The organism is Actinoplanes sp. CA-030573, assembly GCF_050951115.1.
Taxonomy (GTDB): Bacteria; Actinomycetota; Actinomycetes; order Mycobacteriales; family Micromonosporaceae; genus Actinoplanes.
In genome coordinates this window covers 4,027,070-4,048,427 of record NZ_CP192038.1, presented here as the reverse complement: position 1 = coordinate 4,048,427, position 21,358 = coordinate 4,027,070, and the positions used below count along the sequence as shown (strand labels likewise).

Annotated in this window: 23 protein-coding genes and 1 pseudogene; 8 read left to right on the top strand and 16 right to left on the bottom strand. The window is 72.2% G+C overall.

The window, feature by feature from the left end; translation table 11 throughout:
* Positions 1-217 precede the first annotated feature (217 nt).
* Positions 218-613, top strand: a complete 396-nt coding sequence (locus tag ACQP2F_RS18780; protein WP_433305695.1) for a hypothetical protein — start codon at positions 218-220, stop codon at positions 611-613.
* Positions 614-678: 65 nt separating this feature from the next.
* Here the strand turns inward: ACQP2F_RS18780 and ACQP2F_RS18775 are convergent, their stop codons facing one another.
* On the bottom strand, positions 679-1,521 hold the full coding sequence (locus ACQP2F_RS18775; protein WP_433305693.1) for a hypothetical protein: 843 nt from the start codon (positions 1,519-1,521) through the stop codon (positions 679-681).
* A gap of 41 nt (positions 1,522-1,562) precedes the next feature.
* Here ACQP2F_RS18775 and ACQP2F_RS18770 point away from each other — a divergent pair, with 41 nt between their 5' ends.
* Positions 1,563-5,978: a hypothetical protein gene (locus tag ACQP2F_RS18770; RefSeq protein WP_433305692.1), complete on the top strand. Its 4,416-nt coding sequence runs from the start codon at positions 1,563-1,565 to the stop codon at positions 5,976-5,978.
* Here ACQP2F_RS18770 and ACQP2F_RS18765 read toward each other — a convergent pair.
* Positions 5,954-8,167 (bottom strand): annotated as a pseudogene (locus ACQP2F_RS18765) (RelA/SpoT family protein); the annotation flags it as partial. The gene ACQP2F_RS18770 and the pseudogene ACQP2F_RS18765 overlap by 25 nt on opposite strands.
* Before the next feature lie 105 nt (positions 8,168-8,272).
* Positions 8,273-9,217, bottom strand: a complete 945-nt coding sequence (locus ACQP2F_RS18760; RefSeq protein ID WP_433305690.1) for an SDR family NAD(P)-dependent oxidoreductase — start codon at positions 9,215-9,217, stop codon at positions 8,273-8,275.
* Between the two features lie 162 nt (positions 9,218-9,379).
* On the opposite strand from ACQP2F_RS18760, the gene ACQP2F_RS18755 reads away from it, so the two are divergent.
* Together ACQP2F_RS18755 and ACQP2F_RS18750 are read left to right on the top strand one after the other, a co-directional pair.
* On the top strand, positions 9,380-10,153 hold the full coding sequence (locus tag ACQP2F_RS18755; protein ID WP_433305688.1) for a hypothetical protein: 774 nt from the start codon (positions 9,380-9,382) through the stop codon (positions 10,151-10,153).
* A 219-nt stretch (positions 10,154-10,372) separates the two neighbouring features.
* Entirely contained in the window at positions 10,373-10,573 is a 201-nt protein-coding gene (locus ACQP2F_RS18750; protein ID WP_433305686.1) for a DUF2795 domain-containing protein, read from the top strand.
* Positions 10,574-10,704: 131 nt separating this feature from the next.
* On the opposite strand, the gene ACQP2F_RS18745 is transcribed toward ACQP2F_RS18750, so the two are convergent.
* Together ACQP2F_RS18745 and ACQP2F_RS18740 are read right to left on the bottom strand one after the other, a co-directional pair.
* A complete protein-coding gene (locus ACQP2F_RS18745) occupies positions 10,705-11,502 on the bottom strand; it encodes an SDR family NAD(P)-dependent oxidoreductase (protein WP_433305685.1) in 798 nt (265 codons plus the stop codon).
* 9 nt (positions 11,503-11,511) lie between these two features.
* Positions 11,512-11,925, bottom strand: coding sequence for a CBS domain-containing protein (locus tag ACQP2F_RS18740; RefSeq protein ID WP_433305683.1), 414 nt, complete (start codon positions 11,923-11,925; stop codon positions 11,512-11,514).
* Positions 11,926-12,022: 97 nt separating this feature from the next.
* On the opposite strand from ACQP2F_RS18740, the gene ACQP2F_RS18735 reads away from it, so the two are divergent.
* Positions 12,023-12,487, top strand: a complete 465-nt coding sequence (locus ACQP2F_RS18735) for a hypothetical protein (protein ID WP_433305681.1) — start codon at positions 12,023-12,025, stop codon at positions 12,485-12,487.
* Position 12,488: 1 nt separating this feature from the next.
* Here ACQP2F_RS18735 and ACQP2F_RS18730 read toward each other — a convergent pair whose 3' ends face one another.
* From ACQP2F_RS18730 to ACQP2F_RS18685, 10 genes are all read right to left on the bottom strand, one after another.
* Entirely contained in the window at positions 12,489-13,490 is a 1,002-nt protein-coding gene (locus ACQP2F_RS18730) for a radical SAM protein (protein ID WP_433305679.1), read from the bottom strand.
* Positions 13,491-13,498: 8 nt separating this feature from the next.
* Positions 13,499-14,062, bottom strand: a complete 564-nt coding sequence (locus tag ACQP2F_RS18725) for a hemerythrin domain-containing protein (RefSeq protein ID WP_433305678.1) — start codon at positions 14,060-14,062, stop codon at positions 13,499-13,501.
* Between the two features lie 66 nt (positions 14,063-14,128).
* On the bottom strand, positions 14,129-14,803 hold the full coding sequence (locus ACQP2F_RS18720) for a DUF6766 family protein (RefSeq protein ID WP_433305677.1): 675 nt from the start codon (positions 14,801-14,803) through the stop codon (positions 14,129-14,131).
* Positions 14,804-14,886: 83 nt separating this feature from the next.
* Positions 14,887-15,279 (bottom strand): hypothetical protein, encoded by a 393-nt coding sequence (locus ACQP2F_RS18715; protein WP_433305675.1) that lies wholly within the window; start codon positions 15,277-15,279, stop codon positions 14,887-14,889.
* Between the two features lie 85 nt (positions 15,280-15,364).
* Positions 15,365-15,679 carry a hypothetical protein gene (locus ACQP2F_RS18710; RefSeq protein ID WP_433305674.1) on the bottom strand — a complete coding sequence of 105 codons (315 nt, stop codon included), beginning with the start codon at positions 15,677-15,679 and terminating at the stop codon, positions 15,365-15,367.
* A 23-nt stretch (positions 15,680-15,702) separates the two neighbouring features.
* Complete coding sequence (locus ACQP2F_RS18705; RefSeq protein ID WP_433305672.1) at positions 15,703-15,975, bottom strand: DUF4235 domain-containing protein; 273 nt, start codon at positions 15,973-15,975, stop codon at positions 15,703-15,705.
* A gap of 93 nt (positions 15,976-16,068) precedes the next feature.
* Complete coding sequence (locus ACQP2F_RS18700) at positions 16,069-16,899, bottom strand: NAD(P)H-hydrate dehydratase (protein WP_433305670.1); 831 nt, start codon at positions 16,897-16,899, stop codon at positions 16,069-16,071.
* On the bottom strand, positions 16,886-17,599 hold the full coding sequence (locus ACQP2F_RS18695; protein WP_433305669.1) for a histidine phosphatase family protein: 714 nt from the start codon (positions 17,597-17,599) through the stop codon (positions 16,886-16,888). The genes ACQP2F_RS18700 and ACQP2F_RS18695 overlap by 14 nt, the downstream gene beginning before the upstream one ends.
* 36 nt (positions 17,600-17,635) lie before the next feature.
* Positions 17,636-18,439: an MBL fold metallo-hydrolase gene (locus ACQP2F_RS18690; RefSeq protein WP_433305667.1), complete on the bottom strand. Its 804-nt coding sequence runs from the start codon at positions 18,437-18,439 to the stop codon at positions 17,636-17,638.
* A gap of 39 nt (positions 18,440-18,478) precedes the next feature.
* Positions 18,479-18,940: a hypothetical protein gene (locus ACQP2F_RS18685; RefSeq protein WP_433305665.1), complete on the bottom strand. Its 462-nt coding sequence runs from the start codon at positions 18,938-18,940 to the stop codon at positions 18,479-18,481.
* 122 nt (positions 18,941-19,062) lie between these two features.
* Between ACQP2F_RS18685 and ACQP2F_RS18680 the strand changes: the two genes are divergently transcribed.
* The 3 genes from ACQP2F_RS18680 to ACQP2F_RS18670 all read left to right on the top strand — a co-directional run bounded on the left by ACQP2F_RS18680 (position 19,063) and on the right by ACQP2F_RS18670 (position 20,580).
* On the top strand, positions 19,063-19,245 hold the full coding sequence (locus ACQP2F_RS18680; protein ID WP_433305664.1) for an antitoxin: 183 nt from the start codon (positions 19,063-19,065) through the stop codon (positions 19,243-19,245).
* Between the two features lie 180 nt (positions 19,246-19,425).
* Positions 19,426-19,737 (top strand): hypothetical protein, encoded by a 312-nt coding sequence (locus ACQP2F_RS18675; RefSeq protein WP_433305662.1) that lies wholly within the window; start codon positions 19,426-19,428, stop codon positions 19,735-19,737.
* Between the two features lie 66 nt (positions 19,738-19,803).
* Positions 19,804-20,580 carry an SDR family NAD(P)-dependent oxidoreductase gene (locus ACQP2F_RS18670; RefSeq protein ID WP_433305660.1) on the top strand — a complete coding sequence of 259 codons (777 nt, stop codon included), beginning with the start codon at positions 19,804-19,806 and terminating at the stop codon, positions 20,578-20,580.
* A gap of 7 nt (positions 20,581-20,587) precedes the next feature.
* Here ACQP2F_RS18670 and ACQP2F_RS18665 read toward each other — a convergent pair whose 3' ends face one another.
* The gene (locus tag ACQP2F_RS18665) at positions 20,588-21,358 is read right to left on the bottom strand and encodes an SDR family NAD(P)-dependent oxidoreductase (RefSeq protein ID WP_433305658.1); all 771 of its coding nucleotides are present in this window, start codon (positions 21,356-21,358) and stop codon (positions 20,588-20,590) included.

Sequence of the window (21,358 nt, the reverse complement as noted above, 5' to 3'; positions counted from 1 at the left end):
CTCATTCGCATGACCGGCCGGTGAACTCACCGTGAGTCCGTACTGAACCTAAGTGGAGCTTTTCCGGCGCTGGTCCCCGCATGAGTTTCAGGACCGTCTCCCCAGGCCAAGATCGGATCGTTACCGCCTCGTGTCCCGCCGGACGGTTGGCGCGTCCGGATCGGGGGCATCCCCGGGCCCCTGATGATCTTCAACCTGGGGGGACGAGATGACCGCGGTGGCCGAGCCTGACGTGTTGCGGAAACGGCGGGCCGACGTGCGCCGCCGCGAGCTGATCCTGGCCCTCGAGCAGTGGGCGCCCGCCTTCCGCGACGTGGCCGGCGACGTGCTGCGCTACGTCGCCGAGATCGCCGAGGCCACCGAGCCGGAACGGACCTGGCTGCGCGAGCACGTGGCCGCGCACGGCCTGCCCACCGGCCCCGCCCGCACCGCCGACGACCTGCGGGCCGCCGGCCGCCGGGCCAACGCCGAGGCGAGCGCCGCCTTCCTGGCCGGCGACTACGACCGCGCCCGCGACCTGATCGACGAGGCCCGCGCGCACGGCGCCCTCTTCGAGGCCGAATGGGAGCGCCTGCACGCCTTCATCACCGCCCAGGCGCCCAAGCGCCCGTGACAGCATGACCCGCTGATCCGGCCGGCTTACTCGGCGCGGGTGGCGGCCGGGCCGGCCGGGACCGCCTACCGAGGCGTCTGGCCGGCCAGCGCGCGGACCGTGGCGGGAGCCTTGAGATAGTGGCCCACCAGGTGGAAATCGAGCATGTGGATGTACTCGTCGTCGTAGTTCTCGTCGGGGGCGAACCTGCTCGTGAAGGGCCGTGGCACCGCGATGAGATCGCCCGGATCGGCGATGTTGACCCAGCGGCCCACGTTCGGCGGGCGGATGCCGGGAGCCGGTGGCTGCTCGGGCTGCAGCCGGTCGTAGACAACGGCCGGCATGCCCAGCAGGGAGCCCAGCGTCACCAGCAGCGGCGTATTCAGCGACGGATTCGCGAGCAGTGCCTCGTAAGCGACGACCGAACCGAGCGAGTGCGCCAGTAGGACGTCGGGACGGTGGGCGGCGATCGCCTCGGCCACGCATTCACGGACCGCCCGGCGGGCTGCGCCGTCGGGGGTGCGGAGGTAAGCGGCGACCTCACGGAAAAAGACGCCCACGAACTTCTGCAGGCCGGCGGTCAGGGCGGGGTTCAGGGCGCAGGCCGCCGCGACCCGCTGGACCAGCCAGCGGATCGGCACCGTGCCCGGGCCCTGCTGAACCGCCTCGGCCGGGACGACGCCGAACTCGCCGGCCCAATCAATGATCATCTGCTCGATGTCGGGCGGTAGGTCGCTCAGACCGTCCGGTCCGCCGCCCTGCGGCACCGAGGTGCGCAGGAGATGGGCGTAGTAGGCGACCCGGACGTCGAGCGCGTCGTCGGGCAGCGCAGCCGCCCACTCCGTGGAGAGGGCTCGCGCGGCGCCCGCCGGGTCGAGCTTCGAACGGTAGTTCCACACGCCGTGCACGCCGAGCACCCGAAGAGTCACGTCCGCTATCGTCGCTCATTGACACCATGGAGGCACGCTCGGTGCGACGCGTTCTGTTGAGTATTGCCGGATCCTCCTTCGACGGCGCCTTCGCCGATCAACCTCTGGAGTTCGCGCCGGATCTTGGGAGGCGGCTGGTGGCCGCCCTGGCCGACCACGGCTATGCGGCGGAACCGCCGTCCGGGCACGTCGACCTCGACGCCGACGGGCTCGGCGCGGCCGTCGAGAAGGCGGTGCGCGAGGCCGGGCCGGACGACCTGCTGATCGTGCATGTCATCGGGCACGGCATCGACCGCAACGGCACCGTCCTCATGGTCGGCGCGGACGGCCGGGCCACCGCCCGCACCAGCGTCACCAGCTGGATGCTGGACGCAGCCGGCGACGATGAGGACGAGGACCCGGAGCGCCGGCACGGCGCGGATGCGAAGGCCCGGGTGCTGTTTCTCATCGACGTCTGCTACGCCGGCCGCGCCGCGCGCCAGGCCTTCGATCAGCACATCGACGACGAGCGCCGCCGGGCCTGGGTGGTCGCCGGGTGCCTGCCCAGGCGATCCGGATACAACGGCCACTTCACCGAGGCCCTGATCGGCGTGCTCGGCGACCTCGGCCACATCGACCAGCATTTCTCCTTTCCGTACGTGCCGTTGACCAGCGTGGTGCGAGCGGTCCGCCGACAAGCGCTCGAGCTCGCGAAGAGCCGCGGGTCGTACCCGCAACAGGTCATCGCCACCCGGGTCGACCTGGGCGCCGTCGTGGACGTGCCGTTCTTCCTGAACCCGGCACACAAGCCGTCCCTGATGGGCGCGGTGCCGGCCGAATTCCGCGACCTGGTGGCGGCCGTCGATCCCCTGGTCGACCCGTGGCACTTCGCGTCCCGTGCCTCGGGCCGGCAGATCCACCCGGGCCGGCTCATGCCGGGCACCTTCCACGGCCGCGGCGAACAGCTGCGTCGCCTGACCGCCTGGCTTGCCGGCGACGCCGGCACCCCTCTCATGGTCGTCACCGGCAGCCCCGGGGTAGGCAAGTCGGCAGCGATCGGCATGCTCGTCTGCGCCGGCCATCCGCGGCTCGTGACCGTCACCGACAAGCTGTGGTGGGACCGGCGGGCCGATCTACCGGCCGCTCCCCGCGCCGACCTTGCCGTCGTCCACGCCCGCGAACGCGGGCTGGCCGAGATTTTGGGCTCGGTGGCGCGTCAGCTCGGGCTCACGGGTCCGGGGCGGGAGTGGACTCCGATCGGGATTCGCGAGGCGATGCTCGCCCGGGACCGTCCGCCGGTACTCGTGCTGGACGCCCTCGATGAGACCGTCGACCCGGTAGCCGTGCTGGCGGCAATCGGCGCGCTGTCGGCGGCAGCCGGCGACCGTGTCCCGTGCCGCCTGCTGGTCGGCACCCGGGCGGGCCGGTACTGGCCGGCGTTCGAGCCACTGTGCGCCGAGGCCGAGGAACTCGGATCCCTGGTGGACCTCGACGCCGAGGACCGGGGCGAGTTGCAGGGGGCCCTTGCCGGCTACGTGGACGACCTGCTTCGGACGGACGCGGGCTACGGCGCGTCCGAGATGGTGCCGACCCGCCGTTTCCTCGCCGGCCACGTCGCGGAGGTGCTGTCCGCACCCGTGGCGGCCGAGGGCGGCCCCCGCTGGGGGGAGTTCCTGGTCGCCGGCGTTTACGTGAACCACCTGGTGCGCTCCGCGGTGCCGGACGAGCCCGGTGCCGCCCGGGTACCGCGCACCCTCCCGGAAGTCCTTGATCTTGATCTTTCCGGCCGCACCTCGGCGTGGCTGCTGCCGGTGTTGAAGGTCGTCGCGCACGCGTTCGGCGCCGGTGTCCCGCTGGAGGTCATCGAGGTGTGCTGCGCGGCGTTCGCGGAGAGAGCGGACACGCGCCCGGCCCGGCAGGACGTCGTTGCCGCCCTGTGGGAGGCACGCTTCTACCTGCGACGCGACCACGAGCCGGACGGCACCACCCTGTACCGCCTGTTCCATCAGGCACTCTCCGACCACCTCCAGCAGCGGACCGCCGACGAACTGGGCGACCGAGCCGGGGCACACCGCAAGATCCTCGACTCCGTTCGAGCGCGAGGGGGCGTCTGGGACGCAACGATCACGCCGCCCTATCTGTTGCGCCATAGCGCGGACCACGCGGCAGCGGCCGACCGGATCGACGAGCTGCTGGTCGACCCGCACTTCCTGATCCACGCCGAGCCGGCGCACCTGTCCCGGCACCTGCGCCGGGCCACAACCGCCGAAGGCCGGACCGCGGCCGCGATCTACCGCACCTCGCTCTACCACCACTTGCGTCGGGAGCCCGAGGCGCGGCGCGGCCTGCTCGCCCTCGACGCGGCGCGGCACGGCCAGCGTGAGCTGAGCCGCCGGCTCGCCGAGGTGACCGGCGATCTCCCGACCATGGGCTGGCGACCCGCGTGGTCCACCGGCGGTCAGTCCTCGTCGCTCCTGCACGTCCTGCCGACGGGCTCGGAGATCACTGCCACCACGCTGACCACGGCCGGGTCGCGGCAATACGCTACGTTGGCCGGCCAGGACGGCCTCCTGCGGCTGTGGGACCTCGTCGACGGCACATCGCGGGCGGTACGGACGACCGGCAGTGGACCGGTGATCCACGCGTTCCCGTACGCGTGCCCGGACGGTCCGATGCTGGTTACCGTGGGCCGGAACGCCCAGGTCACGGCCTGGACGGTGCCCGACGCGACGCTCTACTCGAGAACCGAGCTCGGCTGCGAGCCCACCACCGCCGCGGTTCACCTGGCCTTTGCCGATGGTTCGACCCACGTCATCCTCGGCGACCGCGAAGGCCACCTGCACGGGGCGCCGGTCGCCCGGCCGGGCGAAGGCTGGACGCGCGAGGCGCACGCGGCCGAGGTGACCGCACTGGCCGCCACCGTCCTGGCCGACGGCTCACCGGTTGTCGTCAGCGCCGACCGCGCGGGCGACGTACGAGTCTGGGACGTTGTCACCGGCGACCTCCGGCTGCATCTGGAGGGATATCCGGACTGGGTGGGCGGAATCGCTTGCCATCGCAATTTGGACGGCTCCGACGTCGCGGTGGTCACCGGCGGTGGCGGGACGGCCGTTGTGTGGGACCTCCTCGACGGGCGGGTGCGGCACAAGCTTCGCACCGCCGGTGCGTGGACCGCGCCCGCCGCCTGCGCGACGGTGCCCGGCATCGACGCGGATGTGGTCGTCCTGGGCGGCGAGCAGGGCACGGCCGAGGTCCGCGACCTGCGAACCGGCGAGGTCAGGTGGACGCTGCACGGCCATCGCTCCTGGCTCGGTCCCGCCATCTGCACCACGCTCGCCGATGGCGCCACGGTCGCCATCACTGCCAGCGGCGACGGCACTGCCCGGCTGTGGGATCTCGCAACCGGCGCCGCACGGGAAGTCCTCACCGGCCACGCCGACTCGGTGACGGGTACGGCGCACCTGACGACCGAGGACGGGACGGATCTGGTGCTGTCCTACGGCCTCGACGGCCACGGGCGGGTATGGGACGTGACCGTGTCTCCCGACGAGATGTCATCCCGCACCGGTCATCTCGACACGGTGACCGCGGTGGCGGCCGTCGGGCCCTACCTGGTCAGCGGCGGCCGGGACGGCAGTGTCCTGCGCTGGGGCGCGGCAACGGGCAAGGGATGGGGCGCCGTCCATACCACGGAGAACCCGATCCTCGCCGTGGCGGCCGGGGCGAGCGAGGACGGACTCGTGATCGTCAGCGGCGATCTGGCCGGGGTGTTCCGCCGGTCCACGCTGACGGGCCGGGGCACCGGCCGCATCAACACCGCCACCGAGCAGTTTGCACCAGCGATCCTCGCCATCGCTTGCTCCGCCGACCCGAACCGATCGTTCCGGGCCGTCATCTGCGACTCCTGGGGCAGCCGCATCCAGTTCCGGCCGGGTCCCGAGGAGGACTTCGACGTCCGGCCGGCGTCAGGCACCCACGTGAACGCCGTTGCCTGGCTCCGGCTCGCCGATGGCACGCCGGTCATCCTCACGAGCACAGCCGGCCCCTCCGCTTCCGTCTGGGATGTCCGCACGGCGGACCTGAGGTACTGGGTGACCGACCTCGGCAGCGATGTCACCAGCATCGCCGGACTGAGCGGCCCGGACGGCTTCATCGTCCTCGGAGGCGCCGACGGCGAGGTTCGCTGCCGCCGGCTGGCGGACGGCGAGCCACTGCGCTCGCTGACCGGGCACACCGAAGCGGTGACTGCGGTGGCGTGTGCCACCGATGAGGAGGGCTGGGTTGTTGCGGCCGCCGCTGCCGACGGCGTGATCCGCGTCTGGCGTGCGGCCGACTCGGAGTGGCCGGAGACGGTCACCATGCCGGAGGTCGCGCGCTCGCTCTGCTTCACCCCCGACGGCGGGCTCGTCGCCGGTTACGGCTGGGAGGTGGCCCGATTCGACCGGTACCGGACTCAGTCGGCGGCGGTCACTCGGTAAGCATCGAACACGCCATCGACGCGGCGAACGGCTGCGACGAGGCGAGCGAGCCCCTCCGAGTCGGCGATCTCGAACGTGAACCGGCTGACCGCCGCCCGGTCGCGGGTCGTGGTCACGGTCGCCGAGAGGATGCGGGCCCCCGCTGAGATCAGCACCTGGGTGACGTCGGCCAGCAGCTTGTGCCGGTCGAGCGCCTCGACCTGGATCGCCACCAGGAACGTCGACGCGCTCGTCGGCTTCCAGCTCACCTCGACCACGCGCTCGCTCTGGTCGCGCAGGTCCTCGGCGTTCGCGCAGTCCTCGCGGTGCACCGACACGCCACCCGAGCGGGTCACGAAGCCGAACACCGCGTCACCCGGCACCGGCGTGCAGCAGCGGGCCAGCTTCACCCAGACGTCGCTGACCCCCTTGACCACCACGCCCGGGTCCTGCGCGGTCGACCGGTTGCGCGGCGGGCGGGTCGCGACGGCGGTCTCGGCGATGTCATCGACCGCGCCCTCCTCGCCGCCGAAGCCGGCCACCAGCTTCTGCACGACCGACTGGGCCGAGACCGTGTTCTCCCCGACCGCGGCGTAGAGCGAGGCCACATCTTCCAGGCCCAGGTCGCCGGCGGCGGCCGTCAGGCCTTCGCCGGTCAGCAGACGCTGCAACGGCAGGCCCTGATCGCGTATCGCCTTGATGAGCATCTGCTTGCCGGCCTCGATCGCTTGCTCGCGGTGGCGCCGCCGGTGGTACTGCCGGATCTCCCGGCGCGCGCGCGAGCTGTTGACGAATGCCAGCCAATCCTGGGCCGGAGCGGCGGTCGCCGACTTCGACGTGAAGATCTCGATCACGTCGCCGTTCGTGAGAATCGACTCGAGGGGAACCAGCCTGCCGTTGACCCGCGCGCCGATGCACCGGTGGCCGACCTCGGTGTGCACCGCGTACGCGAAATCGACCGGGGTCGAACCGGTGGGCAGCGGGATCACGTCGCCCTTGGGCGTGAAGACGTAGACCTCCTGGCTGGACAGGTCGAAGCGCAACGCGTCCAGGAACTCCGACGGGTCGCTGGCCTCGCGCTGCCAGTCGAGCAGCTGCCGCAGCCAGGTCATCTCGTCGATGTGCGCCGGCGCCCTGATCCCGCTCGCCGGCGTCGTCGGGCTCTGCCGCCACGGAGCAGCGACGCCGAACTCGGCCGTACGGTGCATGGCGAACGTGCGGATCTGCATCTCGACCGGCTTGCCGGTCGGGCCGATGACCGTCGTGTGCAACGACTGGTACATGTTGAACTTCGGCATCGCGATGTAGTCCTTCAACCGGCCCGGCACCGGCTGCCAGTTCGCGTGGATGACGCCCAGCGCGGCGTAGCAGTCGCGGACCGTGTCGACCAGGATGCGCACGCGGATCAAATCGTAAATCTCGTCGAGCTTGCTTCCCTTGACGATCATGTCTTGATAGATCGCGTACAGATTCTTGGTGCGGCCGGTGACCTCAGCCTTGATCTTCGCGGTCGTCAGGTCCGACTGGATGCGGCCGTTGATCTGGCGCATCAGGGTCAAGCGGCTGGGCAACGTCGCACGGACGAAGTCCGCCAAGTGCTCCTGACGCCGGGGGAACAGCGTCCGGAAGGCGAGATCCTCCAGTTCCGCATGGATGGAACGCAAGCCGAGGCGCTCGGCGAGCGGCGCGAGGATCTCCAGTGTCTCCTTCGCCTTTCGCTCCTGCTGAACGCGGGGCAGGAGCGCCAACGTGCGCATGTTGTGCAGCCGGTCGGCGAGCTTGATGACCAGGACCCGGGGGTCCTTGGCCATCGCCACCACCATCTTCCGGATGGTCTCGGCCTTCGCGGCGTCGGACAGCGTCACCCGATCGAGCAGGTTCACCCCCTGAACCAGCAGCGCGACCTCGCCGCCGAACTCCCCGCGCATCTGATCGAGCGAGTAGGCCGGGTCCTCGGTGGTGTCGTGCAGCAGGGCCGCCACCACGGTGGTCGTGTCCATGCCGAGGTTCGCGAGGATCGTCGCCACGGCCAGCGGGTGCGCGATGTAGCGCTCGCCGCTGACCCGGAACTTGCCCAGGTGACACCGCTCGGCCCGATCGAACGCGCGCTCCAGCACCCGCAGGTCGGCGTTCGGATGGGCGAGCTTGTGGGTGACCAGCAGGGGACGCAGCAGGTCCGGCACCTGGCGCCACCGCCACGGCGGCCGGAAGATGCCATCGTCCGCGAGGGCCACGGCGGGAAGCGGAGCCGGCTCGGCCTGCATACACCGACCATGCCACATCACGGGCCGATCAGCCCGGACGCGATCGCGACGTCAGCGCCCTGATGCCCGCCGCGCCAGCAGGGCGCCCGCGGTGACCGCCGCGCCGGCTGAGCCGATGGCGGCGGCGACCTTGGCGCGGCCCCAGCGGCCGGGGCCGCCCTCGACGCGGGGGCGGGGCTCGAAGACGTTGCCGTCGTGCGGCGCGGCCGGGCGGCGGGACAGCCCGAACGAGCGCATCAGCGGGGTCACCAGCACGTCGTACAGCGGCGGCAGCAGCACGAAGCCGGCCTCGATGAACCGGTTGGCCGCGCCGACCGAGGCGTTGTGGCGGGGGCGGTCGGCGAGGCGGACGACGGCGGCGGCGACCCGCTCGGCCGAGTCGACCGGCGGGGGCGGGCGGCCGACGAAGCCGGCGTAGGTGGCGGCGCTGGTGTAGATCGACGTGTCGGTGCTGCCCGGGGTGACCCGGCAGATGTGCACGTCCGGCAGGTCGCGGGTCTCCTGCCGGAGCGTCCGGACCAGGCCCAGCAGCCCCCACTTCGCGGTCACGTAGGCCGACATGTACGGGACCGCCACGTGCGCGAGCAGCGAGCTGCCGACGATCAGGGTGCCGTGGCGCTGCCGGCGGAAGACGCGCAGCGCGGCGCGGGCCACGTGGGAGGACCCCAGCAGGTCGGTGGCGACGACCCGGTCGAAGACCTCGGGCGGCAGATCCTCGAACCGGCCGTACGCCATGACCGCCGCCGTGTCGACCCAGACGTCGATGCGCCCGAAGCGCCGCACGGCCGCCGCCGCCACCGCGTCGACCTGCTCGGGCCGGGTCACGTCGGCCGGCACCACCAGCGCATCCGGGCCGCAGCGGGCGGCCACCGCAGCGAGCGCCTCCTCGTCGCGGGCGGCGAGCACCACCACGTCGCCACGCCCGGCGAAGGCGAGCGCGGACGCCCGCCCGATACCGCTCGAGGCCCCGGTCAGCACCACCACGCGGGAAGTCATGAGATCCACGTACCCGGCCCGGGGCGGGCTATGCGGAGCGCCCGCAACCATCGATCACCCTGGTCGCACCGAGGGTGCAACGCATCGACGAAGTCTCGCTCAGCCGCCGTGCCCGGCGTGCCGATCGGAGCCGCGTAGCCGAACGGCGAGAAGAGGAGAACCGTGACCCAGACCAGTCACCCGGCGTCCTGGTGGGCCCAGTTCGGCCAGGCCGCGGAGAAGTTCGACCGGGCCTCGATGACCGAGGCGCTCCTGGACGAGATCCTCCCCCGCATCCCGTCGCTGCTGCTGCGCCGCGAGGCCGAGCTCGCCGGCGACGTCGTGCTGCGGCACCTGAACCGGCCGGCCAGCCCCGAGCTGGCCGAGCGGGCCGAGGACGCGACGACCCGGCTGATCGAGACGGTCGGGCGGCTCACCGAGCGGTCGACGGCGGTCAACCCGGGCACCGTCGAGGCGTACGCCGTCTGCCACCTGCTCGACGGTGACTGGGCCGAGGCCGCCGCCGACATCGAGCCCTACAGCGGCACGGCGCCGCTGTTCAAGGCGGTCGTCGCCGCGTTGCGCCTGGAGCCGTTCGGGACGGATGTCGCCGTACGGCTGCTGAAGGCCGGCCACTCCCCCGCCGCCGCCATCCGGTCGAGCCGGGCCGTCGGCCGCTACCGCTGGTGGCCCTCCTGGCTGCTGACCATCGTGACCGAGCGCCTGGTCGCCGGCACCCTCGACGTCACCACCGTCACGGCGTTGCAGAGCTGCGCGTACGCCGGCCTCAGCCCCACCCAGGCCCGGATGGCGCGCCGCCTGATCGCCGCCGAGCCGCAGCTGGTCGAGGCGACCGCGTCCCGCCTCGAGGGCCTGGGCGAGCACCCGGCCGCCCGCAGGCTCCGCGACGGCGACCTCGACACGATCGCCTTCGCGGCCCGTCTCATCCCGGTCTAGAACGGTTCCGCGCTTGCCACCCGGCTCCAGCCTCGGCCGGGTGGCACAACGCATCGAGGTAATCCTGTTCGTCGACGACGACCCCGGCCTGGTGTCGGCGGCGATCGAGCTCGGCTATCAGGGCGTGGTCATGGCCCGGGACGGGCGAGGCCGCCGACGGGTGCCGATTCCGGAGTCACGATCGCCGTTAGACCCGGTGGCGCCGGGGTACGCGTCGGCATGGACAGCAACCAATGGGCGGAGGTCGCCGCCACGCTGCGCTCCGCCCTGTTCCCCGCCAACCGTCAGGACCTCGTCAACCACGCCCGCACCCAACCGGCCGACGACCGCACGCTCGCGCTGATCGCGGCCTTGCCGATCGGCATCTACCGCAACCTGGTGGACGTGCGCGACCGCTTGCGCGCCGACCCGGCGATCTGAGCCACATCCCCGTCGCGGCCGCCCGGCTCGGGCGGCCGGTTTGGCTGCCGGCCCGCGGGAAGCCGCACACCGGCCGCGGTGCCGCCGTCGGCGCCCCCGTCACGGCGAGCGCACGACGGCGGTGATGGCGACTACTCCCCGCTACCGGGTTCGGCCATCCGGCGGTGCATCTCGGCCTTGGCGCTGTCCGGCATCACCGTCGACATCGCGCCCTGGGCCTTGGTCTTCAGGGAGCCGGCGACGACCTTCTGCTTGGCCTTCTGCATCGCCTCGAAGCCCTGCTTCGCGACCAGCGCCGGGTCGTCCTTCTCGCTCGCGCCGACCTTGGTGTCGTCCATCTCGGCGCGGTGGAAGAAGTTCGTCTCGGTCGGGCCGGGCATCAGCGAGGTGATGCTCACGCCGCTGTCCTTGAGCTCGGCCCGCAGTGCCTCGGCGAACGACTGCACGAACGACTTCGACGCGTTGTAGACGGCCTGGTACGTGCCCGGCATGGTGGACGCGATCGACGACGTGAACAGCACCTGCCCCCGGCCCCGGTCGACCATGTGCGGCAGCACGCGCTTGGCCAGGTGCACGGTCGAGGTGACGTTGACGTCGATGACGTTCAGCTCGTCGGCCAGGTCGGTCTGGTGGGTGAAGTCCCCGCCGATGCCACGGCCGGCGTTGAGGGCGATCGCGTCCACGTCCCGGTCTGCCTCCAGGATCGCGGCGTAGACCTGCTCCACCCCCTCGTACGTGGCCAGGTCGGCTCGGACGGTGGTGACCTGCCGGTCGCTGCCGTCCCGGCGCAGGTCGGCGGCGGCCTGTTCGATCCCGGCGTCCTCGGCCGTGATCAGCAGGTCGTAGCCGTGCTCGGCGAACTGGCGGGCCAGCTCGTAGCCGATCCCGCTCGAGGCGCCGGTCACCACGGCGAATTCCTTGGTCGTCATGCTTTCCTCTCAGCTGCTGATGGCGTCGATCAGGTCGCCCACGGGCCGGTCGGGCAGCGCCCGGGCCACGTCGGCGACGGCGACGATCCCGACGAGCTGATGCCCGTCGATGACCGGCAGCCGGCGTACCTTGTGCTCCGCCATCGTGCGCAGTGTCTCGGACGTGTCGTCGTCGGCGCCGATCGTCACCGGCTTGCCCTGGGCCAGCTCGCCGGCCTTGACGCTGTTCGGGTCACGGCCCTTCGCGATCGCCTTGGTGACGATGTCGCGGTCGGTGATCATGCCCTTGAGCCGGTTGTCCTCGCCGCAGATGGGCAGCGACCCGACGTCCAGCTCGGCCATCTTGCGGGCCGCGTCGGCCAGCGTCTCGTTCTCGCCCACGCACGTCACGTCGGGCGTCATGATCTCGCGTGCGGTGGTCATGAAGAACACTCCTTTCGATGTGTTATCCGGCCCCATACCCGCTGCCGCCCGAATCAAGCGCAGGTTTCGGCGTCCCGCGGGCGGGCACGCCGGAAGCATGCGAACGGGAATCCTGGCCGGGGCGGCCGCCGGCGCCGCCGGTACCGCGGCACTCAACGCGGTCACCTACCTGGACATGGTGTGGCGCGGGCGCGGCACGAGCAGCACGCCGGAACAGACGATCGAGGCCATGGAGGAACGCCTCCCGGTCTCGGTGCCGGGCGAGGGCGAGACCCGCGACAACCGGGTCAGCGGCCTCGGCAGCCTCTCCGGCATCGTCACCGGGGTCGGCATCGGCGCCGCGTTCGGCGTGCTGCGGCGGGCCGGTCTGCGCCCGCCGGCCGCACTGTCGGCGGTGCTGATCGGCCTGGGCGCGATGGCCTCGACCGACCTCTCGATGGCCTCGCTGCGGGTGAGCGACCCGCGGAGCTGGTCGGCCGCCGACTGGCTGAGCGACCTCGTTCCCCATCTGGCGTACGGCGCGGTCGCCGCCGCGGTGCTGGAGGCGCTCGACCCCCGCTGACTCAGAACGTGCGGTGGTAAAGCGAGCACCCCCGGCAGACGTCCGGCGGGTCGGCGCTCGCCAGCCGCCGCCGGAACTCCCGGTACGGCGCGCCGTGCCAGATCTCCGGGAAGCCGGACTCGGTCAGGCTGCCCAGCGACACGCGGTCGTCACCCATCACCATGCAACAGGGCTGCACGACCCCGGCGCTGGTGATGTAGGCGGCGTCCCACGGCCACGTGCAGCCGCCGTTGTCCGGCTCGCCGCCGAGGTGCGGCAGGCGCAGCAGCAGCCCGGTCTCGCGGGCGGCCCGGGCGGCGCCGGCGAACGCCACCCGGGCCGCGTCCCGGTCCGCCCCGCTCCACAGCGCCTGGCTCGCGGTGAACTCCCGGATCTCCTCGTACCGACCGGCCGGATCGGTGTCGTCGAAGCTGTGCGACAGGTTCTGCACGCGCAGCTCGTTGACGCCGATCCCGGCCAGCAGGCGGATCAGGGCCGGCAGCTCGCCGACGTTGTCCCGCATGGCCACGAAGACCACCCGGATCCACGGCGTCGCGCTGCCGGCCCGCTCCTTGGCCCGGGCCAGCCCGGCCAGGTTGGCGACGACCGTGTCGAACCGGGCGCCCTCGCGGATCGCCTCGTAGACCTCGGGCCCGGCGCCGTCGAGGGAGACGTGCAGCCAGTCCAGGCCGCTCGCCACCAGCTCGCCGGCGCGACGCTCGGTCAGCAGCGTCGCGTTCGAGTTGAAGCCGACCCGGATGTCGCGGCCCACCGCGGCCGCGATCATCTCGGGCAGGTACGGCGAGAGCAGCGGCTCGCCGAGGCCCTGCAGCGTGAGCCGGCGGACCGGCACCTCGTCGAGCAGCCGGTGGAACAGCTCCGGCCGCATGGCGCCGGCCAGCTTGTTGACCGGCGGCCGGTACCGCACCAGGCACATCGTGCAGCGCAGGTTGCACGCCGAGGTGATCTCCAGCTGGAGATGGTCGGGCAGGGGCGGGTCTTCCACCAACAGCGAAGCCGGCATGACGGCGGTCAGCCCGTCACGCGGCCCGTGATCATGTCTTTGAGGCGGTCGACCAGGCCGACGCCGGGGCCGGCCAGCTTGTGGAACAGCTCGCTGTTGGGCGCGCTCGGGTGCGGCCGGGTCGGCGCCAGCTTCTTGGCCGTCTCGACCTTGCCGGCCATCGTCACCAGCTCCTCGCGCGGGATCCGCTGCCGCAGCTCGGGGAACTGGTCGGCCTCTTCGTCCTGGACGTGGTCGGCGAGGATCTCGGTGAGCCGGCCGAGCGCGGTCTCGAACTCGGGCGTGTTGACGTCCACGTCCTCGAGCTCCTTCATCGCCCGCTCGAGCTCCTTGTGCTCCTCGATGTCGTGCTGCACGGACTTCTCGCCGTCGGGCAGGTGCTTGCGCATGGCCGGGTAGACGTACATCTCCTCGGCCACCGCGTGCCGGACCAGCTCGCTGATCGCGGTGTCGGTGAGGTCGCGCCGCACCATCGGGTCGCGGACCGTGCTGATCTCACCGATCAGGGCGGTGACCTCGCGGTGGTCGGCGGTCAGGACGTCCACGACGTCCCGGTCGGTTTCGTTGGTCATCGTTCCTCCACGGATGGGGTGTTCCGGGCCCGGCGTACCCCACCCGCGGCGAACTACACGCCCGGTTCAGCCCTCCTCGCCGGTGACGTCGTGCGGGGTGCCGACCGGCTTGGACTGCGACGAACCACGCTGGCGCAGGTAGATGGCGAAGACGGCCATCGAGGCGACCGCGAGCAGCTCCGACTGCCAGTTCTGCAGGGTGCGGTTCCAGAACTCCGGCTCGCCCAGATATCGCGTCCAGCTCACCGGGTCCTGCCGGTTGGCCAGCTGGTCCTCGTTGTAGGCGGACACTCCGGCGATCGACTGGGCCAGCCAGGACCCGAGGAAGATGACGCCCATGACCAGGCCGAGGGAGTTCGAGAACAACAGCAGACGTACGCCGTGAGCCCGCGCCCACTTCGGCGAGCGCGGCTCGGCGTACGCCCCGATCTTCTGTTCCTTCTCGGATTCCCGGCCGACCTTGCCGAGCAGCTTGGACTCCGGCGAGCCCTTCTGCAGCAGCCAGACCGTCAGGAAGATGAAGAGGAAGAACTGCAGGTACTCCGACTGCCAGTTCTCGGCGACGTCGACGCCGAAGCTCGCCGACGAGATGTACCGGACGAAGGAGATGGGCGGCAGGCCCTCGGTGATCTGCTGCTGGTTGTAGTCGGCCTGCCCGGCGATCGCCTGGCCGACCAGGACGAGCAGGAAGAGCAGGCCGAAGACCAGGCCGAGCGAGTTCTCGCGCAGGAATCGTCTCATCGGTGCAACAACCCCAGCGCGATGATGTAGACCAGACCGGCGCCGACGAAGACCAGCAGCGACACGAATTGGGTGCGCATGGCTCAGCTCGCTTCCACCTGGCAGTCGTACGGCTTCTCGCCCTGCGGGGTGCAGCCGGCCGCGACCACCCGCCAGCCGTCGGGGAAGACGGCCAGGAAGACGGTGTCGTCGTCGAGGCGCACCTGGGCGCGCCGGCCGTAGACCTCGGTGCCGAGCACCCGGCCCGGTCGCGGCAGGTCATCGTCGAGGATGGCCTCGGAACAGGGCTTGTCGGCGGACTGGGCGACCTCGGCGCCGGTGTCCGGGGCGAGGACCGCGCAGGCACCCGCGCCGTCCTTCGCGGCGACGGCGGTGAGCAGCCGGTTCGCCGCGGCGGCGGCCGCCGTACCGCGATCACTCGGCGATGCGCATCCCGCTGCCAGGAGCGGGACCAGAGCGATCAGAAGTCTTTTCACGGGGCGATGAATCCCCTGAGATCACGAATTTCACACCTGCGGCGGCGTCATCCCGAGGGGTGACGCCGCCGCAACCAAGTGTGTGTCAGGCCAGCGGGTCGCTGGTGGGCGTGGTGCCGCCCATCGTCCCGCCGATCGTGGTGCTGGACGGGCTGCCGACGCCGCTGCCGACCGGCTCCCGGCGCTTGCGCGTGCTCGCCGGCTGCTTGTTCGTGCTGTCGCCGAGCTTCTCGGTGGCGCTGCCGATCGCGCTCTTGGCTTTCTCCTTCGCCTGCTCCGCCGTGGGGCTGCTGTTGAGCTTGCGGGCGGTGGCGGCGATCTGCTCGAACTTCTCGCGGCCGGCCCGGGCGCCCAGCACGTACCCGACGGCGAACCCGGCGGCCAGCTTCAAAACCTTCATCAGGATCTCTCTCCGTTTCTCTGTCAGTCCGGCCACTGACCGGTGGCCTTGCGGACGCCGGTGGCCCCGGCGCGGTCGACGGCGGCCTTCACCAGGGCGAAGATGGCGCCCTGCAGGGCCGCGGCGATCAGCACCTCGCCCCAGCCGCGGTCCTCGTCGGTGGCGTTGGGCGCGTCGTCGTCATGGCCGGCGACCTTCCAGACCTGCTTGAAGATCAGCCCGGAGAGCACACCAGCCCCCGCGCCGAGCAGCAGCCCCACCGGCTTGTAAGCGATCTTGACGGCTTTGCCGCTCATGCCTGTCGTCCTTCCCGTGCCACGTTGCTGACCGTTTTGGTGCCCACGACCGGACATCTGAAACCCGGCGTCACCGCCGGGGGGACCGGCCGGTCACACCGTGGCGATGGTGTACGCGACCTCGTCGACCAGCTCCCGGGCCAGGAAGCCGGTGCGCCCGAAGCGGGGGCTCAGGCGCCGGCCGCTGACCGCGTGGGCGTACGCGGCCCAGCAGGCGGCCTGAGCCGGTCCGGCGCCCCGGCCGAGCAGCCCGGCCACCACTCCGGCCCGGGCGTCGCCGCTGCCGGAGGTGCCGAGGCCGGCGTCGCCGCTCTCCTCGCGCCAGGCGCCGCCCTCCGGATCGGCGATGTGGCCGTAGAGCGAGACCACCGCGTGGTAGCGGCCGGCCAGGGCGCGGGCGGCCTCGGCCAGGTCGTCGCCCGGCTCGCGGCCGAGCAGGTGGCCGGCCTCGGTGACGTTCGGGGTCAGCACGGCGCGGTGCTGCTTCAGCAGGCCGGCATCCTTGCTGAGGGCGCCCAGGGCGTACGCGTCGAGCACGACCGCCGTCTCCGGGCCGGCCGCGCCGAGCACCGTACGCATGAGGTCGGTGGTCTGCCCGATGTCGTCGAGCCCCGGCCCAAGAGCGATCACGTCGGCCCGGGTGGCCAGATCGAGCACCTGATCCGTCCGGCGGAGGCCGACCACCTTGGCCTCGGGCACCGCCACGCTCAGCGCCACCGCGCTCTCGTCGGCCACCGCCAGCTGGAGGCGCCCGGCGCCGGCCCGCAGCGCCGCGACCCCGGCCAGCAGCACCGCGCCCGGGTTGAACGGTGATCCGCCGACGACCAGCACCGTTCCCCGGGACTCCTTGTCGCCCTCGGGATCGGGCAGCGGCCAGTCGCGCAGCAGGCCCGGGGTGATCACGCGTTCCTCAATGCTCGGCATGCACGTCCTCCTGCTTGGTGACCGGCGCGTCGTCGCGGTGCAGGTGGGTGACGTCGTTGAAGGTCACCGGCCGCAGCTCGCCGCCGTCGCGCCGCCAGCTGCTGACCGAGCAGTTCGCGATGGTCACGCTCCGCGCGACCGCCATCAGCTCCGCCTCGTCCAGCCCCTCGGCCAGATAGCGGATCAGCAGCACGGTCGCCTCGTGCGCGAACAGCACGACCCGGCCGCCCGGGTGGTCCTCGCGCAGCTCCCGCAGCAGCGCGCGCAGCCGCAGCAGCACGTCGGCCCAGGACTCGCCGCCCGGCGGCCGGTAGTAGAACTTGCCCAGCCGGGCCCGGCGCGCCGACTCGCCCGGCAGCCGCGCCCCGACGCCGTGGGTGGTCAGCAGGTCGAGGACGCCGAGCTCGCGGTCGCGCAGGCGCTCGTCGACCCGGGCCGGCACCGGCAAGCCGTCGAGCGCGAGCGCGGCGGTCTGCCGGGTGCGCAGGTACGGCGAGATCACCGCGATGCCGGGCCGGGCCGCCGCGAGCACCTCCCGCACGGCCGCGGCCTGCTCCCGGCCGGTCGCCGAGAGCGGGACGTCGGCGTCCCGCTCCGGGATGTCGATCACCTCGGCCCCCGCTGCCTCGGCCGCCGCCGCGGCCGTGTTCCCGGTGCTTTCCCCATGCCGCACGACGGCCAGCCACTCCAGCTCTTCCACGGCACGTGTGTAACCCCAGACGCTCCGGATAAACCGTCAGGGGATGCGCAACGGCAGCTCGACGGTCCCACCGCGGGCGATCGGCTGGACCCCGGTCAGGCCCTCCCGCCGGGCCCGGTCCAGAAACCGGTTCAGCGGCGACTTCATGACCCGGTAGTCGTCGAAGTGGATGGGGATGGTGCGGCCGGGGTGGATCAGATGGGTGAGCTCGGCGCCCTGGCGGTCGTCCATGGTCACCAGCAGGCCGAGCACGCGGGTGCCGCCGAGGTGGATGAGCATGGCGTCGATCTCCCCGAACCGGCGCGGGATCTCGGCCAGTCCGGGACGGTAGAGCGTGTCGCCGGTGACGTAGAGGCGCAGCCGGGTCTCCGGCCGGCCGGCGCCGCCGGTCTGCAGCTCGATCACGGAGCCCATCACGTCGGGCAGCAGCCGGTCGGCGACGCCAGGACCGTGACGCCCCGGGACGGCGGTGACGCGCAGCCGCTGGTCGCCGCGGGTCCATTCGTCGGACTCCCAGGTCGGCAGCCCGCGCACGTCCCGGAACCGCTTGCGCAGGCGGCGCTCGGCCTGCGGCGTGGTCAGGATCGGCAGGGCCGGGTCGAGGCGCTGCCGGGCGGCGCCGTCGAAGTGGTCACCGTGCAGGTGGGAGAGGACGACGGCGTCGGGCTCGGCGCCTTCGAGGGCGTCCAGGGCCGGATCCCGTACCCGCTTGGTCCACATCCCCCAGCCGAGCGGGACCCGGCTGCCGGCCGCCCCGAAGGCCGGATCGGTGAGCAGGGTGAAGTCACCCAGCCGCAGCAGGGTGGTGGCATTGCCGATGAAGGTCACTTCCGCGCGCATCGGGGCCGGGTACCCCCGGGTGCGCGAGTCATGCGTCCGTCAGCTCCACTGCAGGCCGGCCCCGGTGAGGCGGACGGCCAGCATGATCAGCAGAACCAGGAAGTCGGCGATGCCGAGCACGATGCCGGCGACGGCGCCCGGCCGTCCCCACCGGCCCGGCGCGCCCCGGCGCAACGCCGAGAGGCCGAGGCCGATCGCGATCGCGCCGAACACGGCGTTGAACAGGAACAGGCCGGTCGCGCCGAGCGCGACCGCGGTGGCGGTCCGGCCGTCCATCGGCGCGACCGCGAGCCGATCGGCGGGCGCCACGTCCACGGCGGTGCCGGCCCGGGCCGGCACCCGGCGGCGCAGCACCACGTGCCCGTGGGTGACCACCAGGGCGACCGCGAGCGCCACCAGCCCGGCGGCGATCAGCAGCAGGTGGTGGGCGCCGAGCAGGGCCGTGCCGGCCACGACGAGCATGAGTGCGAGGGCAAGGTCGAGCAGCAGCATCGCCGCCACTTACCCTCGTCGATGCGTTCTCCGCCGTGCTGTGGGACATGTCTCGGCGGGTTTCGGCGGCGGCCGGCCGGGCACGGATAAAGCCGGGCCGCCACGGCCCAACCACTGTGGAGGAGGCACTCATGGGCTTCGTGGACGAGGCGAAGGACTTCGCCGACAAGCACGACAAGCAGGTCGACGAGGGCCTCGAGAAGGCCGGCGACCAGGTCGACGACCGTACCGGCAACAAGTACTCGAGTCAGATCGACAAGGGCGTCGACCAGGCGCAGCAGCGCACCGGCGCCGGGGACACCCAGCAGCAGTGAGGCCGCCCCGCCGGGCGGCGTCCCGCCGGCCTCAGAGCTCGGCCAGGCGTTCGTCGCCGTCCGGCGGCCGCAGCACGCAGAACTCGTTGCCCTGCGGGTCGGCGAGCACTACCAGCACCAGTCGCATGGCTCGATCATCGCGCATGTTTCCGGTGCGGCGGCGCGGGCATTCTGCGGCACATGCATCCTGAGACGCCGACCGAGCCGCTGCCCATCGCCACCGTGACGGTGGGAATGACCGTCGTCGACCGGGACGGCGAGGAGGCCGGAACCGTCACCGCCGTGCAGATGCCGGGCACCGACGTACGCCCCGACGTGCCCGCCGGCGTGGCCGAGGAGCTGATGAGCGCCGGCTACGTGCGCATCGACGGCACCGGCTTCCTGTCCAACGACACCTATGCCGGCGGCGACCAGATCCGCGACAGCGTCGAGGGCTCGCCGGCCGTGGTCAACCTGCGCGTGACCCGCGAGGAGCTGCACCGGGCCGTCTGAGCCTCTTGACGCTCGCGCCGAGTTGTTCTCCGATGTGCGCAGGCAGCGCACACGAGGAGGAACGGCATGGGGTATCCGCGCGGGCTCGCGGCATTCTCGCTGGAGGGAAAGAAGGCGCTGGTCACCGGCGGCAACCGCGGGCTGGGGTACGCGTTCGCCCGCGCGCTGGCCGACTGCGGCGCCGCGGTGGCGTTCGTCGGGCGTGACGGCGAGGCGAACTCGTCGGCGGTCGGCAGCCTGAAGGACCAGGGCGTCCTCGCGTACGGGATAAAGGCCGACCTGACCGACGACGGCGACGTGGACCGGGCCGTCGACGAGGCGGCCCGGGAGCTGGGTGGCCTGGACATCGTCGTCAACAACGCCGGCGTCTGCTTCCACAACCCGGCCTGGGACGCGACCGACGACGAGTGGCGGCAGGTCTTCGACCTCAACGTGCGCGCGGTCTGGAAGGTCAGCCTCGCCGCCGGCCGCCACCTGCGCGAGGCCGGCGGCGGGGCGATCGTCAACATCGGCTCGATCTCCGGGCTGATCGTCAACCGCCCGCAGGCGCAGGCCCCCTACAACGCCTCGAAGGCCGCCGTCCACCAGCTCACGAAGTCGCTGGCCGCCGAGTGGGCGCCGCACCACATCCGGGTCAACGCCGTGGCACCCGGCTACGTGAAGACCGAGATGGCCCCGGTCGACCGCCCGGAGCTGCGCCGCATGTGGATCGAGGACGCCCCGCAGCAGCGCTACGCGATGCCCGAGGAGATCGCACCCACCGTCGTCTACCTCTGCTCCCCCGCCGCCGCCTTCGTGACCGGCGCGGTGCTGGTGATCGACGGCGGCTACACCGTCTACTGAGGCGCGCTCAGACCGTCGTGATCAGGCCGCCGTCGATCGTCACCTCGGCCCCGGTGACGTTGCCGGACCGGTCACTGGCCAGCAGCAACACCAGGTCGGCGACCTCCTCGGGGCGGGTGAAGCGCCCGGTGACCATGGCCGCCTTGGCGCCCGCCTCGACCTGGGCCGGGTCGATGCCCTGGGCGGCGCCCACGGTCGCGGCCACGCCGCCGCCACCGAGCCACAGGTCGGTGGCGACCGGCCCGGGCGCGACCGTGTTGACCCGGATGCCGCGCGCCCCGAACTCCTTGGACAGCGACTTGGCGAAGTTGGTCAGCGCCGCCTTGGCCGCCGAGTAGTCGATCACCAGCGGGTCGGCGAGCCGGGCGTTCACCGATCCGGTGTTCACGATCGCGCCGCCACCGCCGGCCAGCATGACCGGCAGCGCGGCCCGGGTGGCGCGGACCGCGGACATCACGTTGAGGTTCCAGGTGGCGGCCCACATGTCGTCGGTGACCTCGAGGAAGCCCTGCGGCCGGGGTGGCGCGATGCCGACGTTGTTGACCAGCACGTCGATCCGCTCGCCGGCGGCCGCCACCAGCTCGGCCGGGCCGGCCTGGTCGGCCAGGTCGACCTCGACCGCGGTCACGCCGGAGAGCTTCGCCAGCTCGGGCGTGATCCGGCGGGAGCCGGCGACGACGGTGGCGCCCTCGTCCACGAAGCCGCGCACGATGGCCAGGCCGATGCCCTTGCCCGCGCCGGTGACCACTACCCGCTTGCCCGCCAGGCCCAGATCCAT

What these genes read in the sequence shown, in the direction of transcription:
- ACQP2F_RS18705 (WP_433305672.1), bottom strand. Translation starts at nt 15,975, where the DNA reads ATGAGCGGCAAAGCCGTCAAGATCGCTTACAAGCCGGTGGGGCTGCTG.
- ACQP2F_RS18710 (WP_433305674.1), bottom strand. Translation starts at nt 15,679, where the DNA reads ATGAAGGTTTTGAAGCTGGCCGCCGGGTTCGCCGTCGGGTACGTGCTG.
- ACQP2F_RS18675 (WP_433305662.1), top strand. Translation starts at nt 19,426, where the DNA reads ATGCATCCTGAGACGCCGACCGAGCCGCTGCCCATCGCCACCGTGACG.
- ACQP2F_RS18700 (WP_433305670.1), bottom strand. Translation starts at nt 16,899, where the DNA reads ATGCCGAGCATTGAGGAACGCGTGATCACCCCGGGCCTGCTGCGCGAC.
- ACQP2F_RS18740 (WP_433305683.1), bottom strand. Translation starts at nt 11,925, where the DNA reads ATGACCACCGCACGCGAGATCATGACGCCCGACGTGACGTGCGTGGGC.
- ACQP2F_RS18735 (WP_433305681.1), top strand. Translation starts at nt 12,023, where the DNA reads ATGCGAACGGGAATCCTGGCCGGGGCGGCCGCCGGCGCCGCCGGTACC.
- ACQP2F_RS18725 (WP_433305678.1), bottom strand. Translation starts at nt 14,062, where the DNA reads ATGACCAACGAAACCGACCGGGACGTCGTGGACGTCCTGACCGCCGAC.
- ACQP2F_RS18760 (WP_433305690.1), bottom strand. Translation starts at nt 9,217, where the DNA reads ATGACTTCCCGCGTGGTGGTGCTGACCGGGGCCTCGAGCGGTATCGGG.
- ACQP2F_RS18720 (WP_433305677.1), bottom strand. Translation starts at nt 14,803, where the DNA reads ATGAGACGATTCCTGCGCGAGAACTCGCTCGGCCTGGTCTTCGGCCTG.
- ACQP2F_RS18665 (WP_433305658.1), bottom strand. Translation starts at nt 21,358, where the DNA reads ATGGATCTGGGCCTGGCGGGCAAGCGGGTAGTGGTCACCGGCGCGGGC.
- ACQP2F_RS18745 (WP_433305685.1), bottom strand. Translation starts at nt 11,502, where the DNA reads ATGACGACCAAGGAATTCGCCGTGGTGACCGGCGCCTCGAGCGGGATC.
- ACQP2F_RS18680 (WP_433305664.1), top strand. Translation starts at nt 19,063, where the DNA reads ATGGGCTTCGTGGACGAGGCGAAGGACTTCGCCGACAAGCACGACAAG.
- ACQP2F_RS18670 (WP_433305660.1), top strand. Translation starts at nt 19,804, where the DNA reads ATGGGGTATCCGCGCGGGCTCGCGGCATTCTCGCTGGAGGGAAAGAAG.
- ACQP2F_RS18730 (WP_433305679.1), bottom strand. Translation starts at nt 13,490, where the DNA reads ATGCCGGCTTCGCTGTTGGTGGAAGACCCGCCCCTGCCCGACCATCTC.
- ACQP2F_RS18690 (WP_433305667.1), bottom strand. Translation starts at nt 18,439, where the DNA reads ATGCGCGCGGAAGTGACCTTCATCGGCAATGCCACCACCCTGCTGCGG.
- ACQP2F_RS18750 (WP_433305686.1), top strand. Translation starts at nt 10,373, where the DNA reads ATGGACAGCAACCAATGGGCGGAGGTCGCCGCCACGCTGCGCTCCGCC.